This window comes from Nitrincola alkalisediminis (assembly GCF_009821115.1).
GTDB classification, from domain to species: domain Bacteria; phylum Pseudomonadota; class Gammaproteobacteria; order Pseudomonadales; family Balneatricaceae; genus Nitrincola; species Nitrincola alkalisediminis.
In genome coordinates, this window is the sequence record NZ_VYTY01000007.1 from 96,088 (window position 1) to 110,579 (window position 14,492).

Consider the following 14,492-nt stretch of genomic DNA (forward strand, 5'->3'; position numbering starts at 1 on the left):
TTAACTCCGTTGTGAGCCCACTGGAAAATACTTATCGACTAAGTCTTGTTTCATTAATAACTCTTCTGCTTCAAAGCATTCGGCCAGTGTCTTCCAGCAAAGGTCTAAAGCTTTTTCCAAAGGAATCGTGACACTGATGTCCATAAAGCGCTTTCGAAAAAGATCACCGAAACGCAATAAACGTAGGTCGTACTCCGTCAGCTCAAATGACATGGCTTGCTTTTGTTGAGCATCCTGTGCTGCGGCATAAAATCGAACCATGGTATTCATGATCTGGCCGTGGTCTTCACGTGTGACTTTGCCGATCACATGTTGTTTTAAGCGCGATAATGAGCCGAAGGGGTCCAGCACGCCATCGTGTAAGTAGAACTGACCTTCGGTGATATAGCCAGTATTGTCGGGGACGGGATGCGTCACATCATCACCTGGCATGGTTGTCACGGATAGAATTGTGACGGAACCAGCCCCTTTATAATCACAGGCTTTTTCGTAGCGGCGTGCTAATTGCGAGTAGAGATCGCCGATATAGCCACGATTCGAGGGTACATGTTCCATGGCCACGCCGACTTCTTTTAAGGCATCGGCATAGGCAGTCATATCGGTCAGTAGAACTAAGACGCGTTTGCCTTCATCCACAGCGAAGCGTTCGGCCACGGCCAATGCCATATCGGGAACCAGAAGGGCTTCGACAGTCGGATCTGAGCCTAAGTGAACATACATTACGGTTTTGGCAAGAACACCCGCGTCTTCAAAGGCTTTTTTAAAGAAGTAGTAATCATCAAATATCAAACCGATACCGCCGAAAACGATAATGTCGGCGTCGGCATGAGCACCTATCTGAGCAAGTAATTGATTGTAAGGTTCACCTGCGACCGAAAAGATTGGAATCTTTTGGCTTTCGACTAAGGTGTTGAAGATATCAATCATTGGCACATCTGTGCGGATCATACGAGACGCTAGCACACGTCGAGCTGGGTTAACGGTGGGGCCGTCAATCTCGATATGAGGCTCTTCCTTTAGATCAGGTCCCCCATCAATGGGTACGCCAACACCTGAAAAGGCTCGACCCAGAATATTTGTTGAGAAGGCCACCTGCATAGAGTGACCCAAAAAACGAATACTGGCTTGTGTGGAAAGTCCCTTAGTGCCAGAAAAAACTTGCAATGAAATCCTGTCGCGATCCATTTCTATGACTTGAGCCAAAGCCGGCAGTTGAGCCGGATCAAGAGGATTTTCGATAATGGCGAGATCACCAAAACCAATATTGCCCGTTGTGTTGCTGTCTGGTTCGGGCACATACACCTTAACGAGATCACCAACAATTTCCAGTATCTTGGAATAGGATAAAAGCAACTGTGACACGGCTCACTTCCTGTTTAAATCACTTAACAAGATTAAGCCATGCTAATTAAGCTTTTACAATAGATTATTCATGACAAATACATTTAGGCGTGTCTAAATTCACTCGGTGTTTGCCCCGTAATACGGCTGAACTCGCGATTGAAATTAGACTTACTGTGGAAGCCAGCACTCATATAGATTTGGGTGATGCTGTCATCGCTTTCAATAAGGCGCTGTTTGGCATAGTTGATTCGAAACTCATTAATCACTTGTGACACATTGCGGCCATAGACCTGATTGATGGCTGAAGACAATTGCCGAGATGGAATGACGAGCTTTCGCGACAAGCGGTTTAAAGTCAAGTCAGGGTCTCGAAACGTCTGCTTATCCTGCATTAACTGTTTAAACTGATTAACGATGAGCTGAGCATCACTGTCGAGTATCGGGTGTCGTGTCAGTTCTACTGAGGGTGCTTCTGGAAGAGAGGGATGACTTTTTACCTCCACCGTGTGAACTTGTAGACCGACCCACGCGATAATCAACACCAATGCCGGCAGTAAGAGCGCATAGCTGATGGTGAGAATATAGATGGCATGGCGTCCTTCATAGAACATAAAGTTGACAGCAAGCGCACCATCTATGACGGCTGAGAATAACAATAGAGCGCCTGCTATACGTTCAGCCTGAGAAAAGCCTTCGGTATCGGATAATCTAATGTCTTCAGCAGGGGTTGGCGCTAAGCGTAATAAGGCGATGCCGTAGCCAACATACATCAAGGTGAGGAAAACATCTAAAGGCGGTTGGAAATGAGGGTAGCTCAGAGAGCCCAAGGTGATGATTCCAGGACCCAGTGCATGCCATTTATTCATTCTCGTGCCATGGGCTTGGCTAAAGCAAAGCCAAGCGCAGACAGGCACTAAGGACGCTAAAACAGGTTGCAATGCCCGTAATAGGGTCCAATCAACACTCCAGCGTAAGCCAACGATGGTCGTCGTTAATGCACAGATGAAAGCAAAAATACTTGATGATTTCGCTTTTTTGGAGGTATTTACCCACAAAAAAAATGCCAGTAAAAAAAGCAACATTGACACAATAAAGGGCAAGGGAATCGCAATCATTCAGTATCCTAGCGTTTATGTTTCTGAATTACGAGAGAAGCGCTCAGTTCAACAGTAGCCTAATGGAATCATTCGATGAATGAAACGCACAGCGCGATGATTGGCGTCCTAGAACCTGATTTAGGACGTCCTTGATCATCAATTAAGGCGCGAAATGTCCGGTAGTTAGCAAAAATGCGGAGGTGTTGTTCAAATGAATGTCTAAGGAGACGAACCATGAAAACTCTAAACCCGATTCGCATCTTGCTGCACAGTCTTCTGATCCTAACTTGCTGGCTGGGTATTTCGAATCTTTATGCACAGGATCTAAAGAGTCCTCATCCTTCGACAGGGAGGATGATGTTAAACCTTGATGATTCGATATCTGGGCGAACGCTTGAAGGCTATATTTGGTATCCTACCCATGATAGTGCAGATGCTGTTTGGGAGCACGGTAATTGGGAGCGCGTGTGGGAGCCGATTGAGGTTATCATCGATGCCGAACCTGCCGTAGGTACATTTCCTGTGCTATTGCTATCACATGGATTGTTCGGAACGGCTCATAATCAAGCTTGGCTAGCGAAAGCTTTGGTTGCACAGGGCTATATAGTGGTTGCCATTAACCATCCCGGGACCTCTCACTTTTTTCGAGATGCCGATCAGCGGCGCGAGCTGTGGCAGCGCGCCCGCGACATTTCAAGAGTGATTGATTACTTAACCTCTGACTTTGTCTTGTCCACATCTATTCGATCGGATGAAATTTACATGGCAGGACACTCTCTAGGCGGGCATACGGCCATGTTACTGGCGGGTGCACGCTATAGTGCTCGACATTTTGATGATTTTTGCGTTCACCATATTGGCGAATTGGTTTGCGGTTTGTTCAACGAGTGGCAGGTCGCTAAGACTGAAACAGACCGGCAGCAAATGGAATTGGATTGGTCGGATACACGCATTAAGGCGTTTGCTATTTTTGATTTAGGGGGGAGTCAAAGTTTTGATCCGGAGAGTGTGAAAATGATCAATGTGCCTATGTTGGTGTTCGGTGCGCCTAGAGACACCCTAGGACTTGATCTGAATATCGAGTCACGTTACTTAATTGAGCATCTTAAGCCTGATGTTGTGACGTATCACGAACCTGAACAATTGGGGCATTTTGATTTTTTAGGTGTGTGTACTGAGCATGGGCTTGCCGTTTTGAGCGCGGAAGAGCCGGATGATCGCTTTGTTTGTTTTGAAGGGCGTGAAGAACGGCGAGAGATGCATCAGCGCATTGTGCAGGTCATGATGCCATTTTTTGATCAAATCGTGCTTAAATAATGCTTTAACCTTGAAGATGCCTTTACCTTTACATTTGAGCAGCACACGATTGACGTGACGGTGAGTATTGGGTGTACCCTTATGTGTCAGGAAGACGAACGTCCTGATATTGCCCTTGCACGGGCCGATAGGGCCCTTTATCAAGCTAAAACAGCTGGACGTAATCGGGTTGTAGCCGATGTGTTTAAACATGCAGATGAAAGGTAAGAAGGGCATGGCTTAAGGTTAAATACTCATGCCCTTGTTCTTATTCGAGTTTACCAAGCGGCTTTGAAAATCGCTTCAATTTCTTCTTGGGACGCTTGTATTGGATTGGTGAATCCGCAAGCGTCTTTGAGTGCATTTGCGGCTAATACTGGAATATCTTCTTGTTTGGCACCTAAATCTGCCAGTCCACGCGGAATGCCAACTTTCTCCTTGAGTGCTTTGATGGCTTCAATGCATGTGTTTGCATCAGCATCTGCATCACCTGTTGGAATGACGCCCATGGACTGGCCTACTTTTGCAAGACGCTCAGCGGCGACTTTGCTGTTAAACGCTTCAACGTGCGGCAGTAAAACGGCATTACAAACACCGTGCGGTAGATCATAAAAGCCACCCAGTTGGTGAGCCATGGCATGAACGTATCCTAACGATGCATTATTAAACGCCATGCCTGCAAGAAATTGGGCATAGGCCATTTGCTCGCGAGCTTCAATATCCTGGCCATCCTCTACGGCTCTAGGCAAAAACTCAGTGATGATTTCGACAGCTTTAAGTGCGCAGGCATCTGTAATTGGAGTGGCTGCGGTGGATACATACGCTTCAATTGCGTGAGTCAGTGCATCCATTCCAGTGGCTGCAGTCAACCCCTTTGGCATACCTAGCATAGTAAGCGGATCATTAACTGACAGAATCGGTGTGGTGTGCTTGTCAACAATGGCCATTTTGATATGACGGGCTTCATCCGTAATGATACAGAAGCGAGTCATTTCGCTAGCAGTGCCCGCTGTAGTATTAATAGAGACTAAAGGTAGTTGAGGAAGTAGAGATTGATCGACGCCCTCATAATCTTTAATACTGCCACCATTTGTCGCGACTAATGCGATGCCTTTGGCACAGTCATGAGGAGAGCCGCCGCCCAAGGAAATCACAAAGTCACAGTCGCTGCTGCGTAACAGTGCAAGACCGGACTCAACGTTTGCAGTGGTTGGGTTTGGCTGTACCTCTGAAAATACTCGACTGTCGATGCCGACATGCTTAAGAGATGTCACCACTTGATCGACCAGTCCTGTACTGACGAGACCCGCATCCGTAACAATTAAAGCACGAGAAAAATTACGTTTTTGGAGGGTGTCAATTGCTTTCTGCAGTGCTCCTTCGCCCATTAAGTTAAGCGCGGGAATGTGAAACTCACTAAAAGCCATGTCGTTACTCCTTATGAATATTGATACTTAAGTCTAGCAAGATTCAGGGGGAGAGCCTTGATTAGGGTCAAGAGGCTTAGTGTTAAGTGACTGAAACCCGCGTTTCAGTCATGGGGCAAAATCTGCTATGCTGCATTGCGGTATGATTAGATATTAATGGATTATTAAGAGGTATACACATGAATGCAAAACGCAAAACGATTGAGTTGGCGTTGCAGGGGGGTGGTTCTCATGGAGCGCTTACCTGGGGTGTCTTAGATCGACTGCTGGAAGAAACCGACCTGCATATTGAGGGCGTTAGTGGAACCAGTGCAGGGGCGATGAACGCCGTGGTGTTGACGGATGGCTTGGAAGAGGGTGGGCGTGAGGGTGCACGCGCTGCGTTGGAGCGCTTTTGGCGCGCGGTCAGTGATGGGGCTAAAAACAGCCCTTTTCAACGTGATATTTGGTCACGCATCAATGGTACTTGGAGTCTTGATAGCTCGCCTTCGTATTTGTTCTTTGATCATTTGTCACGCGTGTTTTCGCCTTACGAACTGAACCCGATGAACCTTAATCCACTGCGAGACTTGGTGGCGGATTTAGTTGATTTTGATCGAGTCAATCGTTGCACCGCCATTAAGTTATTTGTCACCGCAACCAATGTTCGCAGTGGGCGTCCTAAAATATTTCGCCAGCCGGATTTAACGGTCGATTCACTGATGGCGTCGGCAGCCTTACCCTTTATGTTTCAAGCCGTGGAAATCGAAGGGGAGGCCTACTGGGATGGTGGGTATTTAGGTAATCCCGCACTCTACCCTCTAGTCGATGAATGCGATGCGCGTGATTTGGTTTTGGTGCAGATCAATCCATTTTATCGGAAGGAATTGCCACGCAGCGCCCGTGAAATTATCAATCGACTGAATGAAATCACGTTTAATACCAGTTTGGTTAAAGAGTTGCGTAGCATTATGCTGCTGCGAGACTTAATTCAGACAGAGGGGCTGGAGCACGAGCGTTATCGTGATATGCGTTTGCATTGTATTCATGGAGAGGATGATCTTTGGCCATTAGAGGCCTCTAGTAAACTCAATGCTGAGTGGGAGTATCTTTGCCATTTGCGTGATCTAGGGCGGCAGCGTACTGATGCATGGTTGGAGCAAAATAAGCATGCATTGGGTGAGCGCTCAAGCTTTGACCCTGATTGGTTGCTTGAGGATGCGGTTAGACCTGTTCAGCGTAACAAAGGAGTGTAACTGATGATTGGTTTATTAGGGGTTGTATTTGCGCTGGTGCTATTAATTTGGCTGGCGTATCGAGGCATCAGTGTCTTGTTGTTAGGCCCGCTTATGGCACTGCTTGCGACACTTTTTGCGGCGGGAACGCCTTTGATGGCGAGCTATACTCAGCTCTTCATGGGCTCGGCTGGGCAGTTTATCATTCAGTATTTCCCGCTTTTCTTGCTGGGAGCCATCTTTGGGAAGTTGATGGATGATAGTGGTTCTGCCGAAGCAATCAGTCAAGCAATCGTTGGCCACTTGGGATCAGAGCGAGCCATTCTGGCTGTTGTGCTTGCCTGTGCCGTATTGACCTATGGCGGGGTCTCGTTGTTTGTTGTGGCGTTTGCCGTCTATCCGATTGCAGCAGCGCTGTTTCGACAAGCAGACATTCCCAAGCGACTGGTACCTGCAACCATTGCTCTTGGTGCCTTCACGTTCACCATGACAGCCTTACCTGGCACGCCTGCTATACAAAACGCAATTCCTATGCCTCATTTTGGGACAACGCCCTTCGCGGCTCCATTTTTAGGCATCATCACGGCATTGGTGATGTTTGGATTGGGGCAATGGTGGCTGTCGAGACAAGCCAAGCTTGCGAAGGGGGTAGGTGAAGGCTATGGCGCCCACGAGGATCAGCCTGTCAGTTTTGATAAAACTCAGCGGGAGTTGAGCGCGGGTGAGGGGTTTGATGTCACGCTGATTGAGCCAGACATCAAAGCAAGTGGCTTGCCTCCATTTGCCTTGGCAATTACCCCTGTGGTGCTGGTCATTGTTTTAAACTATTTACTGAGTACTCACCTGATACCTCGTTTGGATACACAGTATCTAGCTGAGCCAATCTATGGCAGTACGTCTTTGGATGCGGTCAGAGGGATCTGGGCAATTATTGCTTCTTTAACCTTTGCCTCATTGTTGCTTATCGGGATGAATTGGCGTCGTTTGGGTGAGCTACGTCGCACCTTAGATGATGGAGCGAATGCTTCGGTACTGCCGATCTTTAATACGGCCAGTTTAGTTGGCTTTGGTGCGGTTATCGCGGCGTTACCCGCATTTGACATTATTAAAGGGTTTGTTGACGATCTAGGTGGAGGTAACCCCTTGGTATCCCTAGCTTTATCTGTCAATGTGTTGGCAGGTGTTACAGGGTCAGCCTCGGGGGGGATGAGCATTGCTCTGCAAACGCTTGGCGCTGAGTACCTAGCGTTGGCTAATCAGCTGGGCATCTCGCCTGATTTATTGCATCGTGTGACAACAGTGGCAACCGGAGGTCTCGACAGTTTGCCGCACAATGGTGCCGTTGTGACACTGCTGGCCATTTGTGGACTCACGCATCGCGAAGCGTATAAGGATATATTTATGGTTGCGGTGGTGTTCCCGATACTTTCACTGGTGTTGCTGGTGGTCTTGGGAAGCCTCTTTGGTGCGTTTTAAAAGGAGTCTTTTAAAACGGAGTAATTAACTTGCTCACTATTCATTGATCAGGAACAAGTAACTTCAACAGCGGCTACACTATACTCTCGGACAATTTGTCTGTTGATTGCAAAGCCTAGATTATCGGGCATATAGGAGTGGCTGCTGTTGTGTATCACAATGATCACGTTTAGGCGTTATTTGAGCCTGCTTTTCGTATTTTTAGCGGCCAGTCTACCATCCTCTATTGTTGCCAAGGAGGATGAGAAATTACACATAGGGATACTGGCTTTTCGAGGGATCGAGTCAACTCAGCAGCAATGGCAGGAAACCCTTCATATTCTCAATCAAAGTTTGCCTCAGTATTCGCTAGAGTTTCATATTTTGTTTATGGATGACATGACGGATGCTGTCTATAGAAACGAGTTGGATTTTGTATTAACGCAACCAGAACACTATATTTTGATGCGATCCTTCTCGCGGATGTCAGTTGCGGCAACGCTATTGAATAGCCATGAAAATCAACCTTTAGCTCGCTTTGCAGGTGTAATCGCCGCGCTTTCCGACCGATCTGATTTAAACAGCTTGGATGCCATCCGTGGTCAACGTATCGCATCAGCTCATGCTAATTCTTTGGGCGCGTACCGTATTCAACATTGGACGCTCAATCAGGCGGGAATTCGTATACCCAAAGATATACAAACCGTGACATTTACAGGGCAACCCCAGGATAAAGCCATCGCTTTGTTGCTAGATAAGCAAGTTGATATTGCATTTGTTCGTTCAGGCGTCATTGAGTCCATGATTCAGTCGGGTCAGTTAACCCAGGATCAACTGCGTATTATTAATGCTCAAGACACTTCAGAGCTGCCGCTGATGCACTCTACCCAACTTATACCTGAGTGGGCGTTTGCGGCAATGCCAAGCATCGATCCACTTGTTGTGCGTGATATTACCCAAGCACTATTTTCGATTCAGCCAGATTCTATAGCGGCCCGCAGTGGCGGATACTACGGGTTTGCCCCTCCAGTGGATTATGCGAGCCTAGAAAGTATATTGCTTGAGTTACGCGTGCATCCAGACCGGATCAGTCATTTTGATATGCGGGATTTTGTAGAAAAGTACTTGCTGGAAATTAGCATCGCTTTGGGCTGTGCTATCGTCCTAGGCAGTGTTTGGGTCGCTTGCGATATCCGGCGGCGGAAAAAATATGCAGCTAATTTGCGGATTGCAGCGGCGGCGTTCAGTACAAACGAAGCGATCACTATAACGAATGAGAAAAACGAAATTTTGCGTGTGAACAGTGCCTTTACACAGATTACTGGGTACAGCGAAGCCGAGGTAGTGGGTCGCAATCCTTCAATGTTTAGTTCGGGTTACCATCCACCCGAATTTTACAAAGAGATGTGGAGCGCGCTAAATACAGCAGGTCATTGGGAGGGTGAAATTTGGAATCGACGCAAAAACGGTGAAATTTTCCCTGAACATCTCAATATTACTAAGGTTCGGGGTGTACATCCCCAATCGTTCTATTATGTTGCTTCATTTTCAGATATTACGCAGGTTAAAGAGTCTAAAGAGCAGATAGAGCACTTGCATTTATATGATCAGCTCACGGGTCTGGCAAACATCGATCTTTTGCGTGACCGAATAAGTTCAGCGATTACTCGAACACAACTGCATGAGACGACCTTTGCATTGATTCTTATTGATTTGAAAAACTTTAAATTTGTCAATGAGAGTCTAGGGCGCCGTGCGGGTGATCAGCTCTTGTGCGGAGTGGCGGAGCGATTAACGGAAGCCTTGCCTGTTTACTCCAGCTTGGCGCGCTTGGCTGCTGATGAGTTTGTTATTATTTGTGAGTACAGAGATCAAACATCAGAGCAGGCATTGTTTGATATAGAACACCTAATTGTTGATATTCAAAATACATTCATCACTCCCTTTTCTATTCAGGGAAAACTCATTTATAGCCAAGCGAATCTTGGTGTTGTCTATTGTGCGAATGAAAGCTGCACGGCCGATGAGCTACTCAAGCGAGCAGACCTTGCGAAGAATCAGTCAAAGTTTAATGCACAAACGAATGTCAGTTTTTTTGATCCTCTTATGCAGGAGCAAGTGAATAAGGTTGTAGAGCTTGAAAATGATCTTCGTCATGCTATTGATCAAAACCAACTAGAGCTTTATTTTCAGCCCCAATATGATATAAATCGAAGCATTATAGGGTGTGAAGCTTTGATACGTTGGCTGCATCCAACCAAAGGTGTGATCTCGCCAGCTGAATTTATTCCGTTGGCCGAGTCAACGGAGTTGATCCTATTGATAGGTGACTTTGTTATTTCAACAGCATGTCAAACCTTGGCCACTTGGCAAGTCAATGCATTCACAAATAAGTGGACACTGGCTATTAATATCAGTGCTCGGCAATTTCAATGCAAGGATTTTGTCGATCGGGTGATGCAGCATCTTAGAGATGCTCAAGCACCGGCGAATCGACTTAAGTTAGAGCTCACAGAGAGCCTCCTGATTGACTATACGGATGAGGCCGTTGAGAAAATGAGCCAACTTAAAAAGGTGGGCGTGCATTTTTCATTGGATGACTTTGGAACCGGATTCTCTTCTCTATCGTACCTTAAGAAGCTGCCCTTCGACCAAATCAAAGTGGATAAAGCCTTCATACATGACTTGATACACAATCACAGTGATGAAGCGATCATCCGCAGTGTGCTGGCGATGGGTAAAGCCTTTGATATGAACGTCATTGCAGAGGGGGTTGAAACTGAGCAGCAACTTCAGAAGCTTCAAGAGCTAGGATGTTATTTTTATCAAGGCTTCTACTTTAGTAAGCCTATGTCAGGCCAGAAATTGCAATCCTGGATGGGGCAGTGATTGGCCGTATTCAATAAGAGTAAGTCTAAAGACTGGCGTCTTAAAAAATAGATTTCACGTATAAGGTAGTTAAGATAAGATCAACGTCGATTGTCAAATAAGGATAATACTATGTTGAGCCGTTTGAAAATGACCCCTAGGTTGATTCTAATTATCAGCTTGCCTTTAGCTTTTTGTCTTTCTCTAGCGGCTTATGTAGTTATTCAGCATACCAGTCGAACGGTCTCTGGCCAGGGTGAAAATGCTGTCAGCATGGTCGCGTTAGCCAGTGCCGATAGTGTCAGTGCTTGGGTGAATGCGCGTTTAACCGTGATTCAAACGCTGGCTCGGACATCCGCACTGACAGGGGGCAATATCGACGAGATTTTTGCATTCGTTCAGAGTTATGGCCAGCGTATGGGCAGTGATTTCGAAGTGATGTTTTTTGTTGATCTAGAGGGGAACGCCTATCATCACAACGGCAATATAGCGAGCCGAGCGGATCGAAATTATTTTCAACAGTTAATTGTCCAAAAAAGTCGCACCACAGTAGTCAGCGATCCACTCTACTCGGGTACGACAGGCAATGCGATTGTGGTACTGGCGCAGTCTGTTTTCGATACCTCAGGTCGGCTCATTGGTTTGTTGGCCGCCACTGTTACCCTTGATACCTTAACCACGCTTGTTGATGAAGTGTCCGATGACAATGCCAGTGCCTGGCTGATTGACTCTCGCGGGGTATATGTTGTGCATCCCGATGCGAGCAGACGCATGAAAGTTAATGCATTGGAGTCCCCAATACCCGAATACGCCTCTTTTTCAAGGAAAATGGTGGAGGGGCAAGCGGGAATCTCCGATCTCGTACTGGATAACCAGCAAAGAGTGATCGCGGCATACTATCCAATCGCGGGTAATCAAAGTTGGTCTTTGGCTGTTGCGTTGCCCTATGAGGAAGTCATGGCGGCGGCGCTGAATCTGCGCGTGTCCTTGATGACGGCTTTTTCCATTACCCTGCTTGTTTTGATTGTTATTATCGTGTTTGTTTCTCGGATGATTGTGAAGCCAGTGAATGCTACTCGTTATGCGTTGGATCAAATTGCAGCAGGTGATGGTGATTTAACTCAGCGTTTGAACGAAGAGCGTCAGGATGAATTAGGTGATTTAGCGCGGAGCTTTAACCGCTTTGTCGGCGGTGTGCAATCAATCATCAAGCAAGTGAGTGATGCGGCGATACAACTCGGCGCCGCAGCAGAGCAGTTGGCAGCATCAAGCCAGGTGACGAACCAGCAAGTTCAGCAGCAAAGTCATGAAGTCACCCTCGCAGCCACCTCTATGACTCAAATGGCAGCGACGGTTACCCAAGTTGCAGGCAATGCCGCTCAAGCGGCCTATGCGGCAGAAACCTGTAATCAGTCTGTTAAAGATGGAGAGGTCGTCGTCAAGAAAAATGCCAATGAGGTTGGTTTGTTGGCTCAAGAGGTTCAAAAAGCTGTGGATGTGATTCTGCGCTTGCAAGACGATACAGAGTCCATTGGAAAAGTACTGGAGGTTATTCGTGGCATCGCTGAACAAACCAATCTACTTGCCTTGAATGCGGCTATAGAAGCCGCTCGTGCCGGTGAATATGGGCGTGGGTTCGCAGTTGTTGCAGATGAGGTGAGGACGCTGGCAACACGCACATAAAGCTCCACTGAGGAAATCCGTGAAATTATTGAACAGTTGCAAAATGCATCTCGACGAGCCGTTGATGTTATGCATAACAGTTATTCAAAGGCAAATGTGGCTGTTGAGTGCGCGGAGCATGCATCGCATAAGCTTCAAGATATTACAGGGGTCATTTTGACAATCAATGATATGAACACTCAAATTGCAACTGCCACTGAAGAGCAGTCCGCTGTTGCTGATGATGTCAGTCAGACCTTGGTGCGCATCAGCCATAGTGTGGAGCAGCTGTCGAGTGGCTCAAGTCATATCGCATCGGCCAGTGATGGCCTTGCGTTGCTTGCCAATGATTTGCAAGCTAGGGTTGGGCGTTTCAAAGTCTAAAAGTACTTCTGGCGGATTCACTTTGGCGCAGATTGGTTGACGTGGTAGGATATTCCCAAATTTCTACTCAAGCCCAATCCAAAGGAAGTAAAGCGTGTCAAACATGGATATTCAAGCGTTACTCAACGCATATGTCGACGTCATTCCGAATCCAATCCTTGCCGATCAACGGGTGGCGTTTGGAACCTCTGGTCATCGAGGTTCTGCATTGAAGGCATCCTTCAACGAGCATCATATTCTGGCAATCTGCCAAGCCGTTGCGGATTATCGTAAGGAGCAGGGCTTTTCGGGTCCGTTGTATCTGGGGATGGATACACATGCCTTATCAGGACCTGCTCATGCATCGGCACTGGAGGTGCTGGTTGCAAATGGCATCAACGTGCGCGTTCATCCTCAAAATGCGTTTGTACCAACGCCCTTGGTGTCCAGAGCCATCATTGTTCATAATCAACACTCTCCAGACGCTCTGTCGGATGGCTTGATTATTACGCCTTCTCATAATCCGCCAGAAGACGGTGGTATAAAGTACAACGCCGCTGATGGTGGGCCTGCCGCAGCAGAGGTTACTCGTTGGATTGAGCAGCGTGCCAATCAGTATCTTGAGCAGAATCTGTTGGGGGTATTGCGTGTTGATCAAGCCGAAGCAGCGGCCAAAGCTGAGGCATTTGACTACGTAAAATATTACATTAAAGATCTTGAGCAAGTAATTGATATTGAATCAATTAAAAAAGCTAATTTGACCTTGGGTGTTGATCCTATGGGCGGTTCAGCACTTGAAGTATGGCAGGAAATTGCCAAGACCTTTGAGTTGAATCTTTCCATAGTGAATGAAGATCAATCCCCAGATTTTGCCTTTATGCCGCCGGATCACGACGGAAAAATCCGGATGGATTGTTCGAGCACAGCGGCGATGGCAAACTTGCTGAACATCAAAGATAGCTTCCAGTTAGCCTTTGCAAATGACCCTGATGCCGATCGCCATGGGATTGTAGGCCCAGATGGTTTAATGAACCCCAATCATTTCTTGGCTGTGTGTATTGATTACTTATTGACTCATCGACCCGAATGGTCCAAGGACGTGGCAATCGGCAAGACCCTCGTTTCCTCATCAATTATTGATAAGGTTGTGGCAGGCCGCGGGTGCTCGCTCTATGAGGTTCCTGTAGGATTCAAATGGTTTGTTGAAGGCTTGTTTAATGGTCGTTTGGGCTTTGGCGGTGAAGAGAGTGCTGGTGCAAACTTTTTAACTCGCCGTGGTCAGGTGTGGTGTACCGATAAAGACGGCATTATTCCTTCACTCTTAGCGGCTGAAATTCTTGCGGTGACGGGCAAAACACCTCATCAATATTATGAGGAGCTGACGCAGGCGTATGGTCGGCCTTATTACCGTCGTATAGATGCGTCTGCATCGACGGAGCAGAAGGCTGTTTTATCTGCAATGAATCCTAAGAGTGTGACTCAATCCACCTTGGCAGGAGATGAGATTGTTGCACGTTATGTCGAGGCACCCGGGAATGGTGCATCTATTGGTGGATTGAAGGTCGTCACGGAGGCGGGTTGGTTTGCGGCTCGTCCTAGTGGCACAGAGGCGTTGTATAAAATTTACGCTGAAAGCTTCAAAAGCCAAGCACATTTAGACACCTTGTTAGTTGAGGCGCAGGCTCTGGTTTCAAAGGTGTTTGCATCGCAAGGGGTGTAAATAGGCGGTCGTCAAAGGCTCAGCAGAGCGTGCTGAGCCTTTGAAA

The 14,492-nt window shown here is 47.1% G+C and carries 8 protein-coding genes and 2 pseudogenes; 7 read left to right on the forward strand and 3 right to left on the reverse strand.

Annotated elements, in window-relative coordinates; genetic code table 11:
- Together F5971_RS12060 and F5971_RS12065 are read right to left on the reverse strand one after the other, a co-directional pair.
- On the reverse strand, nt 1–1,362 hold the full coding sequence (locus tag F5971_RS12060) for a V-type ATP synthase subunit B (protein WP_036510136.1): 1,362 nt from the start codon (nt 1,360–1,362) through the stop codon (nt 1–3).
- A gap of 83 nt (nt 1,363–1,445) precedes the next feature.
- On the reverse strand, nt 1,446–2,459 hold the full coding sequence (locus tag F5971_RS12065) for a helix-turn-helix domain-containing protein (protein WP_193495101.1): 1,014 nt from the start codon (nt 2,457–2,459) through the stop codon (nt 1,446–1,448).
- Nucleotides 2,460–2,675: 216 nt separating this feature from the next.
- Here F5971_RS12065 and F5971_RS12070 point away from each other — a divergent pair, with 216 nt between their 5' ends.
- Both F5971_RS12070 and F5971_RS12075 read left to right on the forward strand, forming a co-directional pair.
- Nucleotides 2,676–3,758: an alpha/beta hydrolase family protein gene (locus F5971_RS12070; protein ID WP_193495102.1), complete on the forward strand. Its 1,083-nt coding sequence runs from the start codon at nt 2,676–2,678 to the stop codon at nt 3,756–3,758.
- Nucleotides 3,759–3,794: 36 nt separating this feature from the next.
- Nucleotides 3,795–3,965 (forward strand): annotated as a pseudogene (locus F5971_RS12075) (diguanylate cyclase domain-containing protein); the annotation flags it as partial.
- A gap of 50 nt (nt 3,966–4,015) precedes the next feature.
- On the opposite strand, the gene yiaY reads toward F5971_RS12075, so the two are convergent.
- Nucleotides 4,016–5,164, reverse strand: a complete 1,149-nt coding sequence (gene yiaY, locus F5971_RS12080) for an L-threonine dehydrogenase (protein ID WP_193495103.1) — start codon at nt 5,162–5,164, stop codon at nt 4,016–4,018.
- A 179-nt stretch (nt 5,165–5,343) separates the two neighbouring features.
- Here yiaY and F5971_RS12085 point away from each other — a divergent pair, with 179 nt between their 5' ends.
- From F5971_RS12085 to pgm, 5 genes and pseudogenes are all read left to right on the forward strand, one after another.
- Nucleotides 5,344–6,399 carry a patatin-like phospholipase family protein gene (locus F5971_RS12085; RefSeq protein ID WP_193495104.1) on the forward strand — a complete coding sequence of 352 codons (1,056 nt, stop codon included), beginning with the start codon at nt 5,344–5,346 and terminating at the stop codon, nt 6,397–6,399.
- Nucleotides 6,400–6,402: 3 nt separating this feature from the next.
- On the forward strand, nt 6,403–7,854 hold the full coding sequence (locus F5971_RS12090) for a GntP family permease (protein ID WP_193495105.1): 1,452 nt from the start codon (nt 6,403–6,405) through the stop codon (nt 7,852–7,854).
- A 159-nt stretch (nt 7,855–8,013) separates the two neighbouring features.
- Nucleotides 8,014–10,722, forward strand: coding sequence for an EAL domain-containing protein (locus tag F5971_RS12095; RefSeq protein WP_193495106.1), 2,709 nt, complete (start codon nt 8,014–8,016; stop codon nt 10,720–10,722).
- A 252-nt stretch (nt 10,723–10,974) separates the two neighbouring features.
- Nucleotides 10,975–12,747: pseudogene (locus tag F5971_RS12100) on the forward strand (methyl-accepting chemotaxis protein).
- Nucleotides 12,748–12,850: 103 nt separating this feature from the next.
- A complete protein-coding gene (gene pgm, locus F5971_RS12110; protein ID WP_246187804.1) occupies nt 12,851–14,446 on the forward strand; it encodes a phosphoglucomutase (alpha-D-glucose-1,6-bisphosphate-dependent) in 1,596 nt (531 codons plus the stop codon).
- The last annotated feature ends 46 nt before the right edge of the window (nt 14,447–14,492 follow it).

What these genes read in the sequence shown, in the direction of transcription:
- F5971_RS12065 (WP_193495101.1), bottom strand. Translation starts at nt 2,459, where the DNA reads ATGATTGCGATTCCCTTGCCCTTTATTGTGTCAATGTTGCTTTTTTTA.
- F5971_RS12070 (WP_193495102.1), top strand. Translation starts at nt 2,676, where the DNA reads ATGAAAACTCTAAACCCGATTCGCATCTTGCTGCACAGTCTTCTGATC.
- yiaY (WP_193495103.1), bottom strand. Translation starts at nt 5,164, where the DNA reads ATGGCTTTTAGTGAGTTTCACATTCCCGCGCTTAACTTAATGGGCGAA.
- F5971_RS12085 (WP_193495104.1), top strand. Translation starts at nt 5,344, where the DNA reads ATGAATGCAAAACGCAAAACGATTGAGTTGGCGTTGCAGGGGGGTGGT.
- F5971_RS12090 (WP_193495105.1), top strand. Translation starts at nt 6,403, where the DNA reads ATGATTGGTTTATTAGGGGTTGTATTTGCGCTGGTGCTATTAATTTGG.
- F5971_RS12095 (WP_193495106.1), top strand. Translation starts at nt 8,014, where the DNA reads ATGATCACGTTTAGGCGTTATTTGAGCCTGCTTTTCGTATTTTTAGCG.
- pgm (WP_246187804.1), top strand. Translation starts at nt 12,851, where the DNA reads ATGGATATTCAAGCGTTACTCAACGCATATGTCGACGTCATTCCGAAT.